The following is a 21480-nucleotide window of genomic DNA, read 5'->3' on the forward strand; positions in this document are numbered from 1 at the left end:
ACAGATGTTTCTCTTTTTTTGTGGATTAGAAAGGCAATTTTCCAGCGAAAGCACCGAGTTTCTTCTTAGTCGTTTCATCAATTTGTTCAAGAGCAGCGTTAATCGCCTGAGCAGTCATGTCAGAAAGTGTTTCGAGATCTTCTGGATCTACAACTGCTGGGTTGAAGTCAATGTTGACAACTTTTTTGTCACCAGTTAAGGTCGCTTGGACAAGGTCTTGAGCAGATTTTCCAACAAATTCCATGGCAGCGAGTTCTGCTTGGCTTTGTTCCATTTGTTTTTGAAGTTTTTGTGCTTGGCGCATCATGTTTTGCATGTTCATCATCGCGGTTTACAGTTTCCTTTTTCTATTATTTTTCTATTTATTTTATCAATTTTAGGGGCAAAAGTCTATTATTTGTTTAATTCATGAGATATATGAGCTTTTATAATGAATCCCTCAAACAACTTTTAAGAGATTTACTATGGACATCCAGTATCCTTTGCTAAAGAAATAATTTTTGTTTAAGTTTTCTTTAAGGTTTCTATTATATTCTAAAGAACTCTATATTAACCGAACGTTGAATGGATAATATAGAGGATAACCTAATTTTATTTCTTAATTTGTTATGGTCTTTCCAGAATTATTAAGACATTGTTCACTTTTTACCTTAAATGGTGTGTTGATCAGACTAAATAACGCTCTGTCTTTTCTTCATGATGGAGGCAGATTGTGATATAATAGATGGTAATGAGTTTTTTAGAATAAACTAAAGGAGAATATAAATGATCTATGCAGGAATCCTAGCCGGAGGAACTGGCACACGCATGGGAATCAGTAATTTACCAAAACAATTTTTGGAGTTGGGTGATCGACCTATTTTGATCCACACAATTGAAAAATTCGTCTTAGAACCAAGTATTGAAAAAATTGTAGTTGGAGTTCATGGAGACTGGGTGTCACACGCTGAGGACCTAGTTGACAAGTATCTTTCTCTCCACAAGGATCGCATCATCATTACCAAAGGTGGGGTTGATCGCAATACCAGTATCAAGAAGATTATTGAAGCTATTGATGCCTATCGTCCAATCACTCCAGAAGATATTGTGATTACTCACGACTCTGTTCGTCCGTTTATCACACTTCGTATGATTCAGGACAATATCAAACTGGCCCAAAATCATGATGCGGTTGACACAGTAGTAGAAGCGGTTGATACCATTGTTGAAAGTACTAATGGTCAGTTTATCACGGATATTCCAAATCGAGCTCACCTCTATCAAGGCCAAACACCTCAGACATTCCGCTGCAAGGATTTCATGGATTTGTATGGTTCCCTATCTGATCAAGAAAAGGAAATCCTGACGGATGCATGTAAGATTTTTGTTATCAAAGGGAAAGACGTTGCTCTAGCTAAAGGGGAATATTCAAACCTTAAAATCACAACTGTGACAGACCTGAAAATCGCGAAAAGTATGATTGAGAAAGACTAAGGCTATGATTAATCAAATTTATCAACTGACCAAACCAAAGTTTATCAATGTAAAATATCAAGAAGAAGACATTGATCAGAAGAATCATATCCTTATTCGTCCAAATTATATGGCGGTTTGTCATGCGGATCAACGTTACTATCAAGGGAAACGCGATCCAAAGATATTGGCTAAAAAGCTTCCAATGGCCATGATTCACGAGTCTTGTGGAACTGTTATTTCCGATCCAACTGGGACTTATGAAGTCGGTCAAAAGGTAGTTATGATTCCCAATCAACCGCCTATGCAGAGTGACAAGGAATTCTACGAGAACTACATGACAGGAACCTACTTCCTATCTAGTGGTCACGATGGTTTTATGCGAGAATTTGTCTCTCTTCCAAAAGACCGAGTCGTTTCTTATAATGACATTGAGGACACAGTTGCAGCCATTACAGAGTTTGTAAGTGTTGGTATGCATGCTGTGGATCGATTCCTGCATCTTGCTCATAGCAAGCGAGAGCGCATCGCTGTTATTGGAGATGGTAGTTTGGCCTTTGTGGTTGCCAATATTATCAATTACACACTACCGGAAGCAGAGATTATCGTTATTGGTCGCCATTGGGAAAAACTGGAGCTCTTCTCTTTTGCAAAAGAGTGCTACATTACTGATAATATCCCAGAGGATTTGACCTTTGATCATGGATTTGAGTGTTGCGGTGGTGATGGCACAGGTCCAGCTATCAATGACTTGATTCGCTATATTCGTCCACAGGGAACGATTCTCATGATGGGAGTGAGCGAATACAAGGTTAATATCAATACACGAGATGCTTTGGAAAAAGGATTGTTATTAGTAGGCTCATCTCGTTCAGGACGCGTCGATTTTGAGAAGGCTATTCAAATGATGGAAGTCAAAAAGTTTGCAAATCGTCTGAAGAATATCCTTTATATTGAAGAGCCTGTGAGAGAAATCAAGGACATTCACCGTGTCTTTGCTACAGACCTTAATACTGCTTTTAAAACAGTATTTAAGTGGGAAGTGTAGAAGATGGAGGTTAATTGTGGAGAAACTCATCAAAGAAAAAATTTCTTCTTTACTATCTGATGAAGAGGAAGTCCTCAGTGTTGAACAGTTGGGAGGCATGACCAACCAAAACTATTTGGTCAAAACAACCAACAAACAGTATATTGTGAAATTTTTTGGTAAAGGGACTGAAAAACTCATCAATCGTCAAAATGAAAAGTACAATCTTGAACTTTTAGAGGATTTAGATTTAGATGTTAAAAATTATCTCTTTGATATTGAGTCAGGGATCAAAGTAAATGAATACATCGAATCAGCAGTAACTCTAGATTCAACATCAATTAAGTCCAAGTTTGAAAAGATTGCACCAATTTTACAAACCATCCACGCTTCAGGGAAAGAATTAAGAGGAGAGTTTGCTCCTTTTGAGGAAATCAGCAAATATGAATCCTTGATTGAGGGAGCTATCCCTTATGAAAACTATGAAGCTGTAAGAAAAGATGTATTTTCACTAGAAAAGAGATTGGCTGACTTGGGTGTTGATAGAAAGTCCTGTCACATCGATTTGGTACCAGAAAACTTTATCGAGTCACCACAAGGTCGTTTGTATTTGATTGACTGGGAATACTCTTCTATGAATGACCCAATGTGGGATTTGGCAGCTCTTTTCTTAGAGTCTGAATTTACAAAGCAAGAGGAAGATGCTTTCCTTTCCTACTATGAAAGTGACAAAACGCCTGTATCACGTGAGAAGATTCGTATCTATAAAATCTTGCAAGATACTATCTGGAGTTTGTGGACAGTGTACAAAGAAGCTCAAGGGGCTGATTTTGGAGATTACGGTGTCAATCGTTACCAAAGAGCTGTCGAAGGTTTGACTTATTATGGAGGTTAGGATGAAGAATAAAAATGGTGTTTCCTTTGGTCTGCTCTCTGGTATCTTCTGGGGATTAGGTCTAACGATTAGTGCTTATATCTTTTCAATTTTTACAAATCTTTCGCCTTTTGTTGTGGCTGCCGCTCATGATTTCTTGAGTATCTTTATCTTGTTAGCTTTTCTTTTGGTAAAAGAAAGAAAAGTTCGTCTCTCGATTTTCTTAAATATTCGAAATGTAAGTGTAATTATCGGAGCTTTACTAGCAGGACCAATAGGTATGCAGGCCAATCTTTATGCGGTTAAATATATCGGTAGTTCACTAGCTTCATCTGTATCAGCTATTTACCCAGCAGTTTCAGTTTTGCTCGCCTTCTTCATTTTGAAACACAAGGTTTCAAAGAATACAGTATTCGGTGTTTTCTTGATTATTGCAGCGATCATTGCTCAAACCTACAAGGTTGAACAAGTTAACTCGTTTTACATTGGGATTCTTTGTGCCCTTATCTGTGCCATTGCCTGGGGGAGTGAAAGTGTTCTAAGCTCCTATGCTATGGAAAGTGATTTAAGTGAAATTGAAGCCTTGTTAATCCGACAAGTAACCTCATTCTTGTCCTATCTTGTGATTGTGCTCTTTTCTCACCATTCATTTGCAGAAGTGGCAGATGGGCAGTTACTAGGCCTCTTGCTTGTCTTTGCGGCCTTTAATATGATTTCCTACTTAGCTTATTATATCGCTATTAATCGTTTGCAACCTGCGAAAGCGACAGGTTTGAATGTGAGCTATGTAGTTTGGACTGTCTTATTTGCAGTTATTTTCTTGGGTGCACCGCTAGATATGCTGACAATCATCACTTCACTTATTGTTATGGCTGGTGTTTATATTATTATTAAAGAATAAAGGAGATTCGTGTGAAAGCGATTATTTTGGCAGCGGGCTTAGGGACTCGTCTGCGCCCTATGACTGAAAATACCCCAAAAGCTTTGGTTAAGGTTAATCAAAAACCCTTGGTTGAATACCAAATCGAGTTTTTGAAAGAGAGAGGAATTGATGAGATTATCATCGTTGTCGGTTACCTCAAAGAACAATTTGACTACCTAAAAGAAAAATATGGTGTTCGTTTAGTCTTTAACGACAAGTATGCTGATTACAATAACTTTTACTCACTTTATCTAGTAAAAGAAGATTTGGCAAACAGCTACGTCATCGATGCAGATAACTATCTTTTCAAAAATATGTTTAGAAACGATCTAGAACGTTCTACCTATTTTAGCGTTTATCGTGAAGACTGTACCAACGAGTGGTTCTTGGTTTACGGTGATGACTACAAGGTTCAAGACATTATTGTTGACAGCAAAGCTGGTCGCATTCTGAGTGGAGTTTCATTCTGGGATGCACCAACAGCAGAGAAGATTGTTGGCTTTATTGACAAAGCTTACGAAAGTGGTGAATTTGTTGATCTCTACTGGGACAACATGGTTAAGGATAATATCAAAGAATTGGATGTCTATGTCGAAGAATTAGAAGGAAATAGCATCTATGAAATTGATAGTGTAAAAGATTACCATAAGTTAGAAGAGATTTTATCTACTATTAAGTAAGGAAAGAGAAGAAGGCTTGGGCCTTCTTTTTTTGTGGATTTTATAACAAGAATGTTTGATATTGATTGTATTCTTTAAATGAAACAAAAATTACAAAAAAATGAACAAAATAAAACAAAAATTATTGACAACGATTTCATATAGTGTTATACTTATTACATAAAAGATAATTGAAAGAAGGGAAAATGTTATGGGATTAGATCATTTCTTTGACAAAGACCTCGTGTTTTGCTTAGAAGCGGATAATCAAGAACAACTCTTTGATCAGGTAGCAAGCTTGTTGGAAGAACGAGAAATTGTCACTCCAACTTATCGTGAAGCCTTGATCACGCGTGAAAAGTCATTTCCAACTGGTTTAGATATGGAATTTCTAGGTAAGGACTTGCCAAATGTGGCGATTCCTCATACAGATATTGTTCATAATCTAGCTGAGAAAGTGGTGGTTGTTCGATTAGAAAAACCAGTAACTTTTCACAATATGATTGCTCCTGATAAGGAAGTAGAAGTATCCCTACTCTTCTTTATCATTAACAACTCAAGTTCAAGCCAAACAAATATTCTGGCTCAGTTGATGGACTTTTTCACAGGAAATGGCCATCTGGAAGATCTATCAAAAATTTCCGAACCAGAAAAACTTTATGCTTACATTGCTGAAGCAACTGCTTAATCTTGTCTATTAAAATATAAAATCGGAGGAAATCCAAATGATTAAAATTCTTGCTGCCTGCGGTGCAGGTGTTAACTCAAGTCACCAAATTAAAAGTGCTCTAGAAGAAGAACTTTCAAACCGTGGTTATGATGTTCACTGCGATGCAGTCATGGTGAAAGATGTAAACGAAGACCTTATCAAGGGCTACGATATCTTTACACCAATCGCTGCAACTGACCTTGGTTTTGAACCAGGCATTCCAGTAATTGAAGCTGGACCAATCTTGTTCCGTATTCCAGCGATGAGCGCTCCAGTATTTGACAATATTGAAGCAGCTATCAAAGAACATGGACTAAGCTAATTTATTCTTTATCTTGTTAACATTCATATAACTAAAAAAACGGGAGGAACTATTATGGATGTCATTATCAATCTGGCCAACGATATCTTCAAACCTATCTTGGATATGGGTGGACCAATCATCATGCTGATCATTTTGACAGTATTGGCTCTACTTTTTGGAGTGAAATTCTCCAAAGCGCTTGAAGGTGGTATTAAACTTGCCATTGCTCTTACTGGTATCGGTGCCATCATTGGTATGCTCAATGGAGCTTTCTCAGCATCACTTGCGAAATTCGTTGAAAACACTGGTATTCAGTTGAACATCACTGACGTTGGTTGGGCACCACTTGCAACCATCACTTGGGGTTCTGCATGGACACTTTACTTCTTGCTTGTAATGTTGATTGTCAACGTTGTGATGCTTGCAATGAAGAAAACGGACACACTTGACGTTGATATCTTCGATATCTGGCACTTGTCAATCACTGGTCTTTTGATTAAATGGTACGCAGACAACAATGGAGTTAGCCAAGGGGTTTCACTTTTCATCGCAACTGCAGCAGTTGTCCTTGTAGGTGTTTTGAAAATCATCAACTCTGACTTGATGAAACCAACTTTCGACGACCTTCTTAACGCACCAAGTTCATCACCAATGACTTCAACACACATGAACTACATGATGAACCCAGTTATCATGGTTTTGGATAAGATTTTTGAAAAATTCTTCCCAGGTCTTGATAAATATGACTTTGATGCTGCTAAATTGAACAAAAAAATCGGTTTCTGGGGATCTAAATTCTTCATCGGTTTCATCCTTGGTATTGTTATCGGTTTGATGGGTACTCCACAACCTGTTGAAGGACTTAAAGATGCTGCAAACTGGCAAGAAGTTATTAAAGGTTGGTTGTCTCTTGGTTTGACAGCCGGTGTAGCTTTGGAACTCTTCTCACTTATCGGCTCATGGTTCATCGCAGCCGTAGAACCACTTTCACAAGGTATTACAAACGTTGCTACTAAACGTCTTCAAGGACGTAAATTCAACATCGGTCTTGACTGGCCTTTCATCGCTGGTCGTGCTGAAATCTGGGCTTGTGCTAACGTACTTGCTCCAATCATGCTAGTTGAAGCTGTGCTTCTTTCAAACGTCGGTAATGGTATCTTGCCTCTTGCAGGTATCATCGCTATGGGTGTAACTCCAGCTCTCTTGGTTGTTACACGTGGTAAATTGCTCCGTATGATTATCTTCGGAACACTCTTGTTGCCTCTCTTCCTTCTTTCTGGTACTCTTATCGCACCATTTGCAACAGAACTTGCTAAAGGTGTAGGTGCCTTTCCTAAAGGTGTAGATAGTGCTCAATTGATCACTCACTCAACTCTTGAAGGACCAATTGAAAAACTATTTGGTTGGGCAATCGGTAATGCTACAACAGGTGATATCAAAGCAATCCTTGGTGCAGCAGCCTTCCTTGTCTTCTATGTAGGTATCTTTGCTTGGTATAGAAAACAAATGATCAAACGTAACGAAGAATACGCAGCAAATGCTAAATAATTCGCTCCTATAAAATGTAAATTGTGAAAACTAGGTTGTTAATTTCCTACATTGGGAGTGATAACCTAGTTTTTCGTATAAAAATCTAAAAATAGTTGGAGAATATGATGGTAATTGAAATCAAATCAGACCAGTTAACGGTCCAGTTTAAAACCTTAGGTGGCGCCTTATCGTCAATCAAGGATCGAGAAGGCATTGAGTATTTGTGGCAAGGAGATGCCACTTACTGGAGTGGACAAGCGCCAGTACTTTTTCCAATCTGTGGCTCTTTAAGAGAAGATACAGCCTTCTATAGTCACGCAGATGGAACGGAAACAAAAGGAAGCATTCCGCGTCACGGTTTGGTCCGTAAAAATGAATTTGAATTAGTTGATCAAACAGAAAACAGTGTAACCTTTGCTATCGAAGATGATGAGAATGCTTATCAAAACTATCCTTATCATTTCCGCCTTGAAATCACTTATCTAGTGACTGGCAAGACTGTTCGTACTCAATACAAGATTTTCAATAAAGAAACGAATAAAGTAATGCCATTCTTTATAGGAGGACATCCAGGATTTAATTGTCCTCTACAGGATGATGAAGTCTATGAAGATTACTATTTAGAGTTTGAGAAAGAAGAGACTTGCTCTGTTCCACGTCCTTTTCCAGAAACAGGTATGTTGGATTTTCAAGATAGAAGTCCATGGTTGGATTCACAAAAGGAAGTGGCCCTCAGTTACGATCTGTTTAGTGTTGATGCAGTGACTTTGGATGAGTTGCAATCCAGAACAATTGCCCTTCGTTCTCGTAAGCATGAGAAGGGATTAAAAGTACACTTCCAAGAGTTTTCAAATCTTATTATCTGGTCAACTTTGAATAAAGGACCATTCATTGCCTTTGAACCTTGGTCTGGTTTATCAACATCTCTTGAAGAAGGAGATCATTTAGAAGATAAGAAAAACGTTCGTCTCTTGGAACCTGGTCAAGTAGATCAGATTGGCTTTGATATTGAAATATTTTAGATAAAAAACCATAAAAACAAACATTTAATGTTGACTTTTTATAAAAATAGGAGTATATTATGTTTGTAAGCAACAAATGATGTTTGTAACAAACAAGCAATCACTTGTTATATTCTCTTTCGAGGAGAAAGTTTCTTTCTAGGAACTTGATTTCCTGGATTTGGATAAGGTGTTATTCATCTCATTCAATCAAATTTGTCAATAAACTGCTAGAAAGCCTTTTGTACTTATAATACTAGCTATAAAAGTCTTTACTAGCCTAGAAAAATAAAAAGGAGTATACAATATGTCTATTGTTATCGGTGCAGATGCTGCAGGTTTGAGATTGAAAGAAGTTGTGAAAGACTTCTTGGAAAAAGAAAACTTCCACGTTGTGGATGTTACAGCTGAAGGTCAAGACTTTGTTGATGTGACTCTTGCTGTTGCTGCAGAAGTAAACAAAGAAGATCAAAACCTTGGTATCGTGATTGATGCTTATGGTGCTGGTCCATTCATGGTTGCAACTAAAATCAAAGGAATGGTTGCTGCAGAAGTATCTGACGAACGTTCAGCTTATATGACTCGTGGACACAACAACTCACGTATGATCACTATGGGTGCACAACTTGTTGGTGATGAATTGGCTAAAAATATTGCTAAAGGATTTGTTAACGGCAAATACGACGGTGGTCGTCACCAAATTCGTGTTGATATGTTGAACAAAATGTGCTAATTAGATTACAGTAAGAAAGGTAAGATAAAAATGAGAATTGCAATTGGATGTGACCACATCGTAACAGATGAAAAAATGGCGGTTTCAGAATTTTTGAAATCAAAAGGATATGAAGTCATCGACTTTGGTACCTATGATCACACACGTACTCACTACCCAATCTTTGGTAAAAAAGTTGGTGAAGCCGTTACAAGCGGTCAAGCTGATCTTGGGGTATGTATCTGTGGTACTGGTGTTGGAATCAACAACGCTGTCAATAAAGTTCCTGGTGTTCGTTCTGCCTTGGTTCGTGATATGACAACAGCTCTTTATGCAAAAGAACAATTGAATGCTAACGTTATCGGTTTTGGTGGTAAAATCACTGGTGAATTGCTCATGTGCGACATCATTGAAGCTTTCATCAATGCTGAATACAAACCATCAGAAGAAAACAAAAAATTGATTGCGAAAATTGAGCACGTTGAAACTCACAATGCTCATCAAGCAGATGCAAACTTCTTTACAGAATTCCTTGAAAAATGGGATCGCGGTGAATACCACGACTAAGAGGTGACGCATGATTTTAACAGTCACAATGAATCCATCCATTGATATTTCTTATCCTTTGGATGAATTAAAAATTGACACTGTCAACCGTGTGGTGGACGTGACCAAGACAGCTGGTGGTAAAGGGCTCAATGTTACACGAGTTCTTTCAGAATTTGGTGATTCTGTTGTTGCTACTGGTTTGGTCGGTGGTAAACTTGGTGAGTTTTTAGTAGAGCATATCGACGATAAAGTAACGAAACGTTTCTTCTCAATCAAAGGAGAGACTCGAAACTGTATCGCTATTCTGCACGGTGACAACCAAACAGAAATCCTTGAAAAAGGTCCCGAAGTTCTGGAACAAGAAGGTCAAGATTTCTTGGTTCATTTCGAAAATCTTCTTAACACTGTGGAAGTAGTTGCTATCTCTGGTAGTCTGCCAGCAGGTCTTCCAGTTGATTACTATGCGAGCTTAGTAGAACTTGCTAATCGCGCAGGAAAACCAGTTGTTTTGGATTGCTCAGGTGCAGCTCTTCAGGCTGTCCTTGAATCACCACACAAACCAACAGTTATTAAACCAAATAACGAAGAATTGTCTCAGCTTCTTGGGAAAGAAGTTTCTGAGGATTTGGATGAATTAAAAGAAGTTCTTCAAGAGCCTCTATTTGCAGGGATTGAGTGGATAATCGTTTCACTTGGTGCAAATGGTGCTTTTGCAAAACATGGGGATACTTTCTATAAAGTAGATATTCCAAGAATTCAGGTAGTCAATCCTGTCGGATCTGGAGATTCTACTGTTGCAGGTATTTCATCAGGACTTCTTCATAAGGAATCGGATGCAGAACTCCTCATCAAGGCAAATGTCCTTGGTATGCTTAATGCTCAAGAAAAAATGACAGGTCATGTCAATATGGCCAACTATCAAGGTCTATACGACCAACTAATCGTAAAAGAGGTATAAAATGGTTTTAACAGAAAATAAACGCGCTTGCTTGCAAAAACTCTCAGATGAAAACGGCATTATCTCAGCTCTTGCCTTTGACCAACGTGGTGCTTTGAAACGCCTCATGGCTCAATACCAAACAGAAGAGCCAACAGTAGCTCAAATGGAAGAACTCAAAGTATTGGTAGCAGATGAATTGACAAAATACGCATCCTCTATGCTTCTCGACCCTGAGTATGGTCTTCCAGCTACTAAAGCCCTTGATCCAAATGCTGGTCTTCTCCTTGCTTATGAGAAAACTGGCTACGATACAACAAGCACCAAACGCTTGCCTGACTGTTTGGATGTTTGGTCTGCAAAACGCATCAAGGAACAAGGCGCTGACGCTGTCAAGTTCTTGCTTTACTATGATGTAGACAGTTCTGACGAACTCAACCAAGAAAAACAAGCCTACATCGAACGTATCGGCTCTGAGTGTGTGGCAGAAGATATTCCTTTCTTCCTTGAAATCTTGGCTTACGATGAAAAAATCGCTGATGCTGGCTCTGCAGAATACGCCAAAGTAAAACCACACAAGGTTATCGGTGCTATGAAGGTCTTCTCAGACCCACGCTTTAACATCGACGTTTTGAAAGTGGAAGTTCCAGTCAATGTGAAATACGTTGAAGGCTTTGGCGATGGTGAAATCGTTCATACTCGTGAGGAAGCAGCAGCCTTCTTCAAAGCACAAGATGAAGCGACTAACTTGCCATATATCTACTTGAGTGCAGGTGTGTCAGCCAAACTCTTCCAAGAAACGCTTGTCTTTGCCCACGAATCAGGCGCAAACTTCAACGGCGTTCTTTGTGGCCGTGCAACATGGGCTGGATCAGTTGAAGCCTACATCAAAGACGGTGAAGCAGCAGCTCGTGAATGGCTACGTACAACTGGTTTTGAAAACATTGACGAACTCAACAAAGTTCTTCAAACAACAGCGACTTCATGGACTGAACGTGTATAAGTTCCCCCCCCCTAATCTTAGGAACATTGATCTAAAAAAAATTAAAAAAAGTTGAATGTAAAGGTTTACAAAAAAACTTACTTGTGCTATACTTAAATCACAAGTTAATACAAGGTGAGTGTTACTAAGTTATATTAGGCATGATCACAGGTGGATTAGAAATCAAAAGAATTTCTAGTTCATTTGTGGTCATTTTTTGTACTCGTATACCTTTATGATGCAAAAGGAGGTTATCATGTATCGAATTCTAAACCCAATGAATCACAATGTCTCGCTTGTCAGAAACGACAAAGGAGAAGAAGTGATTGTGATTGGTAAGGGGATTGCATTTGGAAAAAAGAAGGGGGATTTTATTGCTGAGGATCAGGTTGAAAAAATCTTTCGGATGAAGACAGAAGAGTCCAGAGAAAACTTTATGGCTCTTCTCAAAGATGTTCCGCTTGATTTTATCACAGTGACCTACGAGATCATTGATAATCTTTCTAAGAAATATCACTATCCGATTCAAGAATATCTCTATGTGACCTTGACAGATCATATTTACTGTTCTTATCAAGCTCTAACTCAAGGAAGGTACAAGGATAGTAATCTACCAGATATTTCTACTAAGTATCCTGTAGCTTTTCAAATTGCTAATGATGCTTTTAAAATCTATCGTCAAAAGTTGATAGAAAATTTCCCTGAAGACGAAATTATTCGGATTGCTTATCATTTCATCAATGCCGAAGGTGAGAATGAAGTGGAGGTTGTTGAGTCGATAGATAAGAGGAAAGAAATTCTCAGGAATGTTGAAGAAGTTCTAAAAGGTTACGCTATTCAACGAACCAAAGAGAATAATCATTTCTATGATCGCTTTATGATTCATCTCAACTATTTTTTAGATTATTTAGACCGATCCAGAGAGGATAATCAATCTCTTCTGGATATGGAAGAACACATCAAACTATCCTATCCAAAAGCCTTTGAAATTGGTTCCAAGATTTATGATGTGATTACACAACATACTGGTCTTGATTTATATAAGAGTGAACGAGTTTATCTGGTTCTTCATATCCAACGTTTGCTGTCATAAGATTTTACAAAACTATATAAGGAGGACTCTATCATGAATAGAGAAGAAGTAACATTGTTAGGTTTTGAGATTGTTGCCTATGCTGGTGACGCTCGTTCAAAACTGTTAGAAGCATTGAAAGCTGCTGAAGCTGGTGATTTTACGAAAGCTGATGCTCTCGTGGAGGAAGCTGGTGGTTGCATCGCTGAGGCACACCACGCGCAAACAAGCCTTTTGACTAAGGAGGCAGCTGGTGAAGATTTGGCCTATAGTGTAACCATGATGCATGGTCAGGATCACTTGATGACAACCCTTTTATTAAAAGATTTGATGCACCATTTAATCGAACTCTACAAGAGAGGAGTTAAGTAATGAACAAACTAATTGCTTTTATCGAGAAAGGGAAACCTTTCTTTGAAAAACTATCTCGTAATATTTATCTTCGTGCCATTCGTGATGGTTTCATTGCTGGTATGCCCGTTATTCTCTTCTCAAGTATCTTTATCTTGATTGCCTTTGTACCAAACTCATGGGGCTTTAAATGGTCTGATGATGTTGTTAATCTCCTCATGAAACCTTATAGCTATTCAATGGGAATTCTTGCTCTCTTGGTAGCTGGTACAACAGCTAAGTCATTGGCCGACTCTGTAAACCGTAGCATGGAGAAAACCAACCAAATCAACTATATGTCAACACTTTTGGCAGCAATTGTTGGTTTGTTGATGTTGGCAGCTGATCCGATTGAGGGTGGCTTTGCGACAGGGTTCCTTGGAACAAAAGGTTTGCTTTCTGCCTTTCTTGCTGCCTTTGTTACCGTAGCAATCTATAAGGTTTGTGTTAAGAACAACGTTACCATTCGTATGCCTGACGAAGTTCCACCTAATATCTCACAAGTTTTTAAAGATGTGATTCCATTCACACTTTCAGTTGTTTCTCTATATGTTCTTGATTTACTAGCTCGTCATTTTGTTGGAGCCAGTGTAGCAGAATCAATCGGTAAATTCTTTGCACCACTCTTCTCAGCCGCGGATGGCTACCTGGGTATTACCATTATCTTTGGTGCCTTTGCCTTCTTCTGGTTTGTGGGTATTCACGGTCCTTCGATCGTCGAACCTGCTATCGCGGCTATTACCTATGCTAATGCTGAAGTCAACTTAAACCTTCTCCAACAAGGGATGCATGCAGACAAGATCCTTACTTCTGGTACACAAATGTTTATCGTTACCATGGGCGGTACAGGTGCGACACTGGTTGTTCCATTCATGTTCATGTGGTTGACCAAATCCAAACGTAACCGTGCAATCGGACGTGCGTCTGTTGTTCCAACATTCTTTGGTGTAAACGAACCAATCCTGTTTGGTGCACCACTTGTATTAAACCCAATTTTCTTTATTCCATTTATCTTCGCACCGATCGCCAACGTATGGATCTTTAAATTCTTCATCGAGACGCTTGGCATGAACTCATTTACTGCTAACCTTCCTTGGACAACACCAGGTCCGCTCGGTATTGTTCTCGGTACAAACTTCCAATTCTTGTCCTTTGTTCTTGCTGCTTTGTTAATCCTTGTAGACGTAGCTATCTACTATCCATTCCTCAAGGTTTATGATGAACAAATTCTTGAAGAAGAGCGTTCTGGTAAAGCCAATGATGAATTGAAAGAAAAAGTAGCTGCAAACTTCAATACTGCCAAAGCGGATGCTATTCTTGAAAAAGCAGGTGTAGAAGAAGCGCAAAACACAATCACAGAAGAAACTAATGTTCTCGTTCTCTGTGCAGGAGGAGGTACAAGTGGTCTCCTTGCAAATGCTCTAAACAAGGCAGCTGCAGAGTACAAAGTTCCTGTTAAAGCAGCAGCTGGTGGCTATGGTGCTCACCGTGAAATGTTGCCTGAGTTTGATCTGGTTATCCTTGCTCCTCAAGTTGCTTCAAACTTTGAAGACATGAAGGCCGAAACCGACAAACTTGGTATCAAACTTGCCAAGACAGAAGGTGGCCAATACATTAAACTGACTCGCGATGGAAAAGGCGCACTTGCCTTTGTTCAAGCACAGTTTGAAGAATAAAAAGTTAATAGCAAAGAAGTGAGATGGAGGAACTCCTCCCAACTACATCTCCGTCTCATTTCTATTTCTTGAAAGGTGAATCAAATGTCAAAAACATTACCAAAAGACTTTATATTTGGCGGAGCAACAGCGGCCTACCAAGCAGAAGGTGCAACCAATACTGATGGTAAAGGGCCAGTTGCCTGGGACAAATATCTTAAGGATAACTACTGGTACACTGCTGAGCCAGCCAGTGATTTCTACCACAAATATCCAGTTGACCTCAAACTAGCAGAAGAGTATGGTGTTAATGGTATCCGTATTTCAATCGCTTGGTCACGTATTTTCCCAACAGGTTATGGGAAAGTCAATGACAAGGGAGTTGAGTTCTACCACAAGTTGTTTGCAGAGTGTCACAAGCGACATGTTGAGCCCTTCGTGACCCTCCATCACTTTGATACGCCAGAAGCACTTCATTCAAATGGAGACTTTTTAAACAGAGATAACATTGAACACTTTGTTGATTATGCGGCCTTCTGTTTTGAAGAATTTCCAGAAGTCAACTATTGGACAACCTTTAATGAAATTGGACCAATAGGAGATGGTCAATATTTGGTTGGGAAATTTCCTCCAGGTATCCAGTATGATCTTGCCAAAGTCTTCCAATCTCACCACAATATGATGGTTTCTCATGCGCATGCAGTCAAGCTATATAAAGATAAAGGTTATAAAGGTGAAATTGGTGTGGTTCATGCCCTGCCTACTAAATATCCTCTAGATCCTGAAAATCAAGCAGATGTTCGCGCTGCTGAGCTGGAAGATATCATTCACAATAAATTTATCTTGGATGCAACTTATCTTGGACGCTATTCCGAAGAAACAATGGAAGGTGTCAACCATATCTTAGCAGTCAATGGTGGTAGCTTAGATCTTCGTGAAGAAGATTTCACAGCATTAGAAGTTGCAAAAGACTTGAACGACTTCCTTGGAATCAATTACTATATGAGTGACTGGATGGAAGCCTTTGATGGAGAAACTGAAATTATCCATAATGGTAAAGGTGAGAAAGGAAGCTCTAAGTACCAAATCAAAGGTGTTGGTCGTCGTGTAGCTCCTGATTATGTACCACGTACGGATTGGGATTGGATTATCTACCCTCAAGGTTTGTATGACCAAATCATGCGCGTGAAGAAAGATTATCCTAACTACAAGAAGATTTACATTACTGAAAATGGCCTCGGCTATAAAGATGAGTTTGTTGATAACACTGTTTACGATGATGGTCGTATTGATTACGTGAAGCAACACTTGGAAGTTTTGTCTGATGCGATTGCAGATGGAGCTGACGTCAAAGGTTACTTCATTTGGTCATTGATGGACGTCTTCTCATGGTCAAACGGTTATGAAAAACGTTACGGTCTCTTCTATGTAGACTTTGAAACTCAAGAACGTTATCCTAAGAAATCAGCTCACTGGTACAAGAAGCTAGCTGAGACGCAGATTATCGACTAAAACTATCAAAAAAATTCCCCTGCCTTTTCGGCGGGGAATTTTTATAGTTTTGATAAAAGAATGGTTGTTTGTTTCGATAGATCTTCAAATGTCTCCTGACTTAGTTTGGAATCTGAAACGATGGTATCAATCTCTGAGATATTGTAGAAAGTGTAAAAATCAAACTTATTAAACTTACTGTGGTCTGCCAGTAAGTATTTTTTATTAGCGTTATTCAAGGCGATTCGTTGTACCTCGCCCTCTTCTTCACTGAAAGTAGCAATTGCCTTATCCTTAATACCATTACAGCTTACAAAAGCTTTAGAAAACTGAAGATTGGCTAAATCCTGCAGGGTAAGTGTTCCCACAAAAGCTCCAGTGATAGAGCGATAATTTCCACCAATCAAAATCAAATCTGTTAGTTTTCGTTCGTTTAGGATGAGAAAAACAGGAAGACTGTTTGTTACAACACGAATGTTATCGATAGGGAGCTCACGAGCAAAACATTCTAAGGTTGTTCCTGGGCCGATAAAAATGGTTTCTCCTTCGTCAATCAAATGACCTGCAAAACGGCTAATTTCTTGTTTTTCAGCAATCTGCAAGCCTTGTTTTTCGACGTTTGAGCGTTCGTTGTTTAATAGAGAACCTGTACGAAGTTTTTCAGCGCCACCATGCACACGAACCAGCAAATCCTTGTCTGCTAGTTCTTGTAAATATCGGCGAGCTGTCATATCTGACACATCAAGACTCTCCATAATCTCTTTTACAGTAATAGTGCCTTTTGTGTTTACTGCTTCTAGAATACTATCTAGTTTTTCTTGCTTTAGCATCCTTATCACCTCGATTTCTACTATTATTATCTTACCATAAAACGCTCAATCAATCAAATAAAAAAAACAAAAAAAAACAAAAACAAAAATATCATGGTTGTTTTAAACAAACCATGATATTTTGAATGATTGGTCAAATTAGTCTAAACCGTAGTTGTAGTCCTCGTCTTGCATGGCTTCAACTTCACCAAGGAGGTAACCATTTCCGACTTGAGAGAAGAAGTCGTGGTTAGAAGTTCCTGTTGAAATACCGTTCATAACGATTGGGTTGACATCATCAGCTGAATCTGGGAAGAGTGGATCTTGTCCTAGGTTCATAAGGGCCTTATTGGCATTGTAACGAAGGAAAGTTTTAACTTCCTCAGTCCATCCCACACCGTCATAGAGGCTTTCTGTATAGCCCTCTTCGTTCTCGTAGAGAGTGTAGAGTAGGTCGTACATCCATTCTTTGAGCTTTTCTTGCTCTTCTTCAGGTAATTCGTTGAAACCAAGTTGGAATTTGTAACCAATGTAAGTTCCGTGAACAGACTCATCACGGATGATTAATTTGATAATTTCCGCAACATTGGCAAGTTTGTTATTACCGAGATAGTAAAGTGGTGTAAAGAAACCGGAGTAGAAGAGGAAGGTTTCAAGAAAGACGCTGGCAACCTTCTTTTCAAGAGGACTACCATTGAGGTAGATTTCATTGATAATTGCTGCTTTTCTTTGTAGGTAAGGGTTGGTGTTAGTCCATTCGAAAATTTCTTCAATCTCAGCCTTGGTATTCAGGGTAGAGAAGATTGATGAATATGATTTTGCGTGGACAGATTCCATAAATTGGATGTTGTTGAAAACAGCTTCCTCATGCGGTGTACGGATGTCTGCGCGAAGAGCCTGAACCCCTGTTTCAGATTGCATGGTATCCAGAAGTGTCAAACCACCAAAGACTTTTCCTACTAAGTCTTTTTCTTTGTTTGATAGTTTTCTCCAGTCGTCTAGGTCATTTGACAAGGGGATACGAGTGTCGAGCCAGAATTGCTCCGTCAGCTTTTCCCAAGTTGATTTGTCGATGACATCTTCGATGGCATTCCAGTTAATGGCTTTGTAGTAAGTTTCCATTTGAAATCTCTTTCTGTATATAATAATGCGATGATAGAATCATCTCTATTTTATCATAGTCTGAGATGAGTATCGCACAAAAAGTCGGAAGACCGACTTTTCATTTTTCCTAGTATTTTAGATGCTTGTCCAAGTTTATTCTAGTGTAATCCTTTAATCAGTAGTCTGAGAGAATTTGGTTGACTCAGAGTAAAACTAAATCACACAGCTTTCACATTGGTTCGCACCGACTTCTCCACCGTCGTCTGTAAAGGTACGGACGTAGTAGATAGACTTGATGCCCTTGTTAAAGGCATAGTTACGAAGGATAGACAAGTCACGTGTCGTTTGTTTGTTTTCTTTCTTCCATTCGTAAAGACCTTTTGGAATATCACTACGCATGAAGAGGGTGAGTGAAAGTCCTTGATCCACGTGCTCAGTTGCAGCAGCGTAAACATCAATCACCTTACGCATATCCATATCGTAAGCAGAAGTGTAGTAAGGGATAGTATCTGTTGACAAACCTGCAGCAGGATAGTAGATTTTACCGATTTTCTTCTCTTGGCGTTCTTCAATGCGTTGCGTAATCGGGTGGATAGATGCAGAAACATCGTTGATGTAACTGATCGAACCATTTGGAGCAACAGCAAGGCGGTTTTGGTGGTAAAGACCATCTGCTTGAACCTTTTCGCGAAGTTCAGCCCAGTCAGCAGCACTTGGGATAAAGACGTCTTTGAAGAGTTCTTTAACACGGTCTGATTTTGGAACAAATTCGCCTGTCACATACTTGTCGAAGTAGCTTCCGTTAGCATAGTCTGATTTTTCAAAGTTGTGGAAGGTGATACCACGTTCACGCGCGATGTTATTAGATTCTACTAAGGTCCAGTAGTTCATAAGCATAAAGTAGATGCTAGTGAATTCAACAGACTCAGGTGATCCATATTCGATCAGTTGTTGCGCTAGATAGCTATGAAGCCCCATGGCACCAAGACCAAAGGTGTGAGCCAAACTGTTTCCGTGGTCGATAGTAGGAACAGCTACGATGTGCGAACTATCTGTAACGAAAGTAAGAGCACGAACCATAGCACGGATAGAACGACCAAAGTCAGGTGAGGTCATCATGTTGACCACGTTGGTTGAACCAAGGTTACATGAGACATCTGTTCCCATTTGAAGGAATTCTTGAGCATCGTTGATCAAGCTTGGTTCTTGAACTTGAAGGATTTCAGAACACAAGTTGCTCATGATAATCTTTCCATCAACAGGATTCGCACGGTTAGCCGTATCAATGTTGACTACATAAGGGTAGCCAGACTCTTGTTGCAATTTAGAGATTTCAGTTTCCAAATCACGCGCTTTGATTTTTGTCTTGCGGATGTTTGGATTTGCGACCAATTCATCGTATTTTTCAGTGATGTCGATGTAGTTGAATGGCACACCGTACTCAAGCTCTACAGAGTATGGGCTGAAGAGGTACATTTCTTCATTTTTACGAGCCAATTCGTAGAATTTATCTGGTACCACTACACCAAGTGAAAGGGTCTTCACACGAACTTTTTCATCGGCATTTTCTTTCTTAGTTGAAAGGAAGGCGATGATATCTGGGTGAAATACGTTGAGGTAGACAACACCAGCCCCTTGACGTTGACCCAATTGGTTAGAGTAAGAGAAACTGTCTTCGAAGAGTTTCATAACTGGAACGACACCAGAAGCTGCTCCTTCATAACCCTTGATAGGTGCGCCCGCTTCACGAAGGTTGCTGAGAGAAATTCCCACACCACCACCGATACGTGAAAGTTGAAGAGCTGAGTTGATAGAACGTCCGATAGAGTTCATGTCATCCGTTACTTGGATCAAGAAGCAAGATACCAACTCCCCACGACGGGCACGACCAGCGTTCAAGAAGGAAGGAGTAGCAGGTTGGTAGCGTTGGTGGATGATTTCATTGGCGATATCAATCGCAACAGCTTCATCACCGTCAGCAAAGTAAAGTGCATTAAAGAAGACACGGTCTTCCATACTTTCAAGGTAATATTCACCGTCATTAGTCTTCAAGGCATACTGGTTGTAAAACTTATAGGCAGCCATGAATGATTTGAATTGGAAGTTTTGGTCCTTGATAAATTGATGCAATTCTTCCAAAAACTCTGGACGGTATTTCTTAAGAAATGCAGTTTCAATGTAGTTGTGTTCAATGAGGTAGTTGATTTTATCAGTAATTGAATCAAAAACCATAGTGTTTGGAACTACATTTTCTTTAAAGAAAGCATCTAAGGCTTCTTTATCTTTATGAAGCATGATTTGTCCATTAACAGGACGGTTGATTTCGTTATTGAGACGGAAGTAGGTCACGTCCTCAAGATGTTTTAATCCCATAAAATTTCCCTTATCTAATTACAAAAGAAAGGCCTCTAAGTTAGCCCTAGAAGCAATCTCTTCTGGATGATGTACTAAGATTATGCTAATTGTTTCAGTTTTCCTGGTTGGAAGCCTGAAAAGACTTCAGTTGGTGTTTGGATAACAGGAGCTGCGCTGAAACCGAGCTCTTTAACTTGATCGATGTACTCTGGTTGCTCGTCGAGATTGATCTCACGATAAGCGACATTGTTGCTGTCCAAGAAACGCTTGGTCATCTTACATTGGACACAGTTGTTTTTAGAATAAACGGTTACCATTTTCGTAACTCCTCTTTCAAAATAGATTACTTTCTTAGTATATCAGAAAAAAAAACTTTGTCAAACTTTTTAAACTAAATCTTGTGCTAAAAAGTTACAGTTTCAAAAACAAAGCACAATATATAGTGTTTTGTCAGAGTGTAAAATTGGGTTTTCATTGAACTATCAAAGTTTATCAAAACAAAAAAACTATATACTGTATATTGGTAAGATAAATAGAAGATTTTCAGCAAGTTATCTGAAAGGAAATAGAAGAAAGTCCATAAAACACTTGAAAAATAATCTAGAAGGTGATATAATACAGTCTTGTAAGGGTTATCACATATAATCCAAAAAAAGAAATAACTAAAGGAGAGTCAAACTATGGCTTCTAAAGATTTCCACGTAGTGGCAGAAACAGGTATTCACGCACGTCCAGCAACATTGTTGGTTCAAACAGCTAGCAAATTTGCTTCAGATATCACTCTTGAATACAAAGGTAAATCAGTAAACCTTAAATCTATCATGGGTGTTATGAGTCTTGGTGTTGGCCAAGGTGCTGACGTTACAATTTCAGCTGAAGGTGCAGATGCTGACGACGCAATCGCTGCTATCACTGAAACTATGGAAAAAGAAGGATTGGCATAAGG

General features: G+C 39.1%; 23 protein-coding genes. 18 read left to right on the plus strand and 5 right to left on the minus strand.

Annotated elements, in window-relative coordinates:
- Nucleotides 1-25: 25 nt before the first annotated feature.
- Nucleotides 26-325 (minus strand): YbaB/EbfC family nucleoid-associated protein, encoded by a 300-nt coding sequence (locus M1F63_RS04585; RefSeq protein ID WP_139658576.1) that lies wholly within the window; start codon nucleotides 323-325, stop codon nucleotides 26-28.
- 440 nt (nucleotides 326-765) lie between these two features.
- Here M1F63_RS04585 and M1F63_RS04590 point away from each other — a divergent pair, with 440 nt between their 5' ends.
- The 17 genes from M1F63_RS04590 (at nucleotide 766) to lacG (ending at nucleotide 16287) form a co-directional block, all read left to right on the plus strand.
- On the plus strand, nucleotides 766-1473 hold the full coding sequence (locus M1F63_RS04590) for an IspD/TarI family cytidylyltransferase (RefSeq protein WP_247940834.1): 708 nt from the start codon (nucleotides 766-768) through the stop codon (nucleotides 1471-1473).
- A gap of 4 nt (nucleotides 1474-1477) precedes the next feature.
- Nucleotides 1478-2500, plus strand: a complete 1023-nt coding sequence (locus M1F63_RS04595) for a ribitol-5-phosphate dehydrogenase (RefSeq protein WP_000609914.1) — start codon at nucleotides 1478-1480, stop codon at nucleotides 2498-2500.
- Nucleotides 2501-2516: 16 nt separating this feature from the next.
- Nucleotides 2517-3374 carry a phosphotransferase family protein gene (locus M1F63_RS04600; protein WP_084851960.1) on the plus strand — a complete coding sequence of 286 codons (858 nt, stop codon included), beginning with the start codon at nucleotides 2517-2519 and terminating at the stop codon, nucleotides 3372-3374.
- Between the two features lies 1 nt (nucleotide 3375).
- Nucleotides 3376-4254 carry a DMT family transporter gene (locus M1F63_RS04605; RefSeq protein ID WP_000791843.1) on the plus strand — a complete coding sequence of 293 codons (879 nt, stop codon included), beginning with the start codon at nucleotides 3376-3378 and terminating at the stop codon, nucleotides 4252-4254.
- Nucleotides 4255-4265: 11 nt separating this feature from the next.
- The gene (locus tag M1F63_RS04610; protein WP_180833182.1) at nucleotides 4266-4955 is read left to right on the plus strand and encodes a sugar phosphate nucleotidyltransferase; all 690 of its coding nucleotides are present in this window, start codon (nucleotides 4266-4268) and stop codon (nucleotides 4953-4955) included.
- 190 nt (nucleotides 4956-5145) lie between these two features.
- Nucleotides 5146-5622 carry a PTS sugar transporter subunit IIA gene (locus M1F63_RS04615; protein WP_000521963.1) on the plus strand — a complete coding sequence of 159 codons (477 nt, stop codon included), beginning with the start codon at nucleotides 5146-5148 and terminating at the stop codon, nucleotides 5620-5622.
- A gap of 37 nt (nucleotides 5623-5659) precedes the next feature.
- Nucleotides 5660-5965 (plus strand): PTS sugar transporter subunit IIB, encoded by a 306-nt coding sequence (locus M1F63_RS04620; RefSeq protein ID WP_000590551.1) that lies wholly within the window; start codon nucleotides 5660-5662, stop codon nucleotides 5963-5965.
- A gap of 54 nt (nucleotides 5966-6019) precedes the next feature.
- Nucleotides 6020-7495, plus strand: a complete 1476-nt coding sequence (locus tag M1F63_RS04625) for a PTS galactitol transporter subunit IIC (RefSeq protein WP_247940835.1) — start codon at nucleotides 6020-6022, stop codon at nucleotides 7493-7495.
- A gap of 107 nt (nucleotides 7496-7602) precedes the next feature.
- The gene (locus M1F63_RS04630; protein ID WP_247941003.1) at nucleotides 7603-8499 is read left to right on the plus strand and encodes an aldose 1-epimerase family protein; all 897 of its coding nucleotides are present in this window, start codon (nucleotides 7603-7605) and stop codon (nucleotides 8497-8499) included.
- Between the two features lie 286 nt (nucleotides 8500-8785).
- Nucleotides 8786-9211: a galactose-6-phosphate isomerase subunit LacA gene (gene lacA / locus M1F63_RS04635; protein WP_049484386.1), complete on the plus strand. Its 426-nt coding sequence runs from the start codon at nucleotides 8786-8788 to the stop codon at nucleotides 9209-9211.
- Between the two features lie 30 nt (nucleotides 9212-9241).
- Nucleotides 9242-9757, plus strand: a complete 516-nt coding sequence (gene lacB / locus M1F63_RS04640; protein ID WP_001216921.1) for a galactose-6-phosphate isomerase subunit LacB — start codon at nucleotides 9242-9244, stop codon at nucleotides 9755-9757.
- Nucleotides 9758-9767: 10 nt separating this feature from the next.
- On the plus strand, nucleotides 9768-10697 hold the full coding sequence (locus tag M1F63_RS04645) for a tagatose-6-phosphate kinase (protein ID WP_247940836.1): 930 nt from the start codon (nucleotides 9768-9770) through the stop codon (nucleotides 10695-10697).
- A gap of 1 nt (nucleotide 10698) precedes the next feature.
- Nucleotides 10699-11679, plus strand: a complete 981-nt coding sequence (gene lacD / locus M1F63_RS04650) for a tagatose-bisphosphate aldolase (RefSeq protein ID WP_247940837.1) — start codon at nucleotides 10699-10701, stop codon at nucleotides 11677-11679.
- Between the two features lie 235 nt (nucleotides 11680-11914).
- Nucleotides 11915-12751 carry a PRD domain-containing protein gene (locus tag M1F63_RS04655; RefSeq protein ID WP_049478729.1) on the plus strand — a complete coding sequence of 279 codons (837 nt, stop codon included), beginning with the start codon at nucleotides 11915-11917 and terminating at the stop codon, nucleotides 12749-12751.
- A 33-nt stretch (nucleotides 12752-12784) separates the two neighbouring features.
- A complete protein-coding gene (locus tag M1F63_RS04660; RefSeq protein WP_139689815.1) occupies nucleotides 12785-13102 on the plus strand; it encodes a PTS lactose/cellobiose transporter subunit IIA in 318 nt (105 codons plus the stop codon).
- Nucleotides 13102-14796: a lactose-specific PTS transporter subunit EIIC gene (locus M1F63_RS04665; protein WP_247940838.1), complete on the plus strand. Its 1695-nt coding sequence runs from the start codon at nucleotides 13102-13104 to the stop codon at nucleotides 14794-14796. The genes M1F63_RS04660 and M1F63_RS04665 overlap by 1 nt, the downstream gene beginning before the upstream one ends.
- An 84-nt stretch (nucleotides 14797-14880) precedes the next feature.
- Complete coding sequence (gene lacG, locus M1F63_RS04670; RefSeq protein WP_139689813.1) at nucleotides 14881-16287, plus strand: 6-phospho-beta-galactosidase; 1407 nt, start codon at nucleotides 14881-14883, stop codon at nucleotides 16285-16287.
- 41 nt (nucleotides 16288-16328) lie between these two features.
- On the opposite strand, the gene M1F63_RS04675 is transcribed toward lacG, so the two are convergent.
- The 4 genes from M1F63_RS04675 to nrdH form a co-directional block, all read right to left on the minus strand.
- The gene (locus tag M1F63_RS04675) at nucleotides 16329-17096 is read right to left on the minus strand and encodes a DeoR/GlpR family DNA-binding transcription regulator (protein WP_247940839.1); all 768 of its coding nucleotides are present in this window, start codon (nucleotides 17094-17096) and stop codon (nucleotides 16329-16331) included.
- A gap of 138 nt (nucleotides 17097-17234) precedes the next feature.
- Nucleotides 17235-18197, minus strand: a complete 963-nt coding sequence (gene nrdF, locus M1F63_RS04680; protein WP_247940840.1) for a class 1b ribonucleoside-diphosphate reductase subunit beta — start codon at nucleotides 18195-18197, stop codon at nucleotides 17235-17237.
- A gap of 195 nt (nucleotides 18198-18392) precedes the next feature.
- Nucleotides 18393-20552, minus strand: a complete 2160-nt coding sequence (gene nrdE, locus M1F63_RS04685; protein WP_000523279.1) for a class 1b ribonucleoside-diphosphate reductase subunit alpha — start codon at nucleotides 20550-20552, stop codon at nucleotides 18393-18395.
- Nucleotides 20553-20632: 80 nt separating this feature from the next.
- Nucleotides 20633-20851, minus strand: a complete 219-nt coding sequence (gene nrdH / locus M1F63_RS04690) for a glutaredoxin-like protein NrdH (RefSeq protein ID WP_000259240.1) — start codon at nucleotides 20849-20851, stop codon at nucleotides 20633-20635.
- Nucleotides 20852-21214: 363 nt separating this feature from the next.
- Between nrdH and M1F63_RS04695 the strand changes: the two genes are divergently transcribed.
- Nucleotides 21215-21478, plus strand: a complete 264-nt coding sequence (locus M1F63_RS04695; RefSeq protein WP_000146948.1) for a phosphocarrier protein HPr — start codon at nucleotides 21215-21217, stop codon at nucleotides 21476-21478.
- Nucleotides 21479-21480: the final 2 nt, after the last annotated feature.

This window comes from Streptococcus oralis, from assembly GCF_023109155.1.
In the GTDB taxonomy this organism is placed as follows: Bacteria; Bacillota; Bacilli; order Lactobacillales; family Streptococcaceae; genus Streptococcus; species Streptococcus oralis_BZ.

Excerpts from the sequence above, each read along its gene's own strand:
- M1F63_RS04585 (WP_139658576.1), bottom strand. The coding sequence starts at position 325 with ATGATGAACATGCAAAACATGATGCGCCAAGCACAAAAACTTCAAAAA.
- M1F63_RS04590 (WP_247940834.1), top strand. The coding sequence starts at position 766 with ATGATCTATGCAGGAATCCTAGCCGGAGGAACTGGCACACGCATGGGA.
- M1F63_RS04595 (WP_000609914.1), top strand. The coding sequence starts at position 1,478 with ATGATTAATCAAATTTATCAACTGACCAAACCAAAGTTTATCAATGTA.
- M1F63_RS04605 (WP_000791843.1), top strand. The coding sequence starts at position 3,376 with ATGAAGAATAAAAATGGTGTTTCCTTTGGTCTGCTCTCTGGTATCTTC.
- M1F63_RS04615 (WP_000521963.1), top strand. The coding sequence starts at position 5,146 with ATGGGATTAGATCATTTCTTTGACAAAGACCTCGTGTTTTGCTTAGAA.
- M1F63_RS04620 (WP_000590551.1), top strand. The coding sequence starts at position 5,660 with ATGATTAAAATTCTTGCTGCCTGCGGTGCAGGTGTTAACTCAAGTCAC.
- M1F63_RS04625 (WP_247940835.1), top strand. The coding sequence starts at position 6,020 with ATGGATGTCATTATCAATCTGGCCAACGATATCTTCAAACCTATCTTG.
- M1F63_RS04630 (WP_247941003.1), top strand. The coding sequence starts at position 7,603 with ATGGTAATTGAAATCAAATCAGACCAGTTAACGGTCCAGTTTAAAACC.
- lacA (WP_049484386.1), top strand. The coding sequence starts at position 8,786 with ATGTCTATTGTTATCGGTGCAGATGCTGCAGGTTTGAGATTGAAAGAA.
- lacB (WP_001216921.1), top strand. The coding sequence starts at position 9,242 with ATGAGAATTGCAATTGGATGTGACCACATCGTAACAGATGAAAAAATG.
- M1F63_RS04645 (WP_247940836.1), top strand. The coding sequence starts at position 9,768 with ATGATTTTAACAGTCACAATGAATCCATCCATTGATATTTCTTATCCT.
- lacD (WP_247940837.1), top strand. The coding sequence starts at position 10,699 with ATGGTTTTAACAGAAAATAAACGCGCTTGCTTGCAAAAACTCTCAGAT.
- M1F63_RS04655 (WP_049478729.1), top strand. The coding sequence starts at position 11,915 with ATGTATCGAATTCTAAACCCAATGAATCACAATGTCTCGCTTGTCAGA.
- M1F63_RS04660 (WP_139689815.1), top strand. The coding sequence starts at position 12,785 with ATGAATAGAGAAGAAGTAACATTGTTAGGTTTTGAGATTGTTGCCTAT.
- M1F63_RS04665 (WP_247940838.1), top strand. The coding sequence starts at position 13,102 with ATGAACAAACTAATTGCTTTTATCGAGAAAGGGAAACCTTTCTTTGAA.
- lacG (WP_139689813.1), top strand. The coding sequence starts at position 14,881 with ATGTCAAAAACATTACCAAAAGACTTTATATTTGGCGGAGCAACAGCG.
- M1F63_RS04675 (WP_247940839.1), bottom strand. The coding sequence starts at position 17,096 with ATGCTAAAGCAAGAAAAACTAGATAGTATTCTAGAAGCAGTAAACACA.
- nrdF (WP_247940840.1), bottom strand. The coding sequence starts at position 18,197 with ATGGAAACTTACTACAAAGCCATTAACTGGAATGCCATCGAAGATGTC.
- nrdE (WP_000523279.1), bottom strand. The coding sequence starts at position 20,552 with ATGGGATTAAAACATCTTGAGGACGTGACCTACTTCCGTCTCAATAAC.
- nrdH (WP_000259240.1), bottom strand. The coding sequence starts at position 20,851 with ATGGTAACCGTTTATTCTAAAAACAACTGTGTCCAATGTAAGATGACC.
- M1F63_RS04695 (WP_000146948.1), top strand. The coding sequence starts at position 21,215 with ATGGCTTCTAAAGATTTCCACGTAGTGGCAGAAACAGGTATTCACGCA.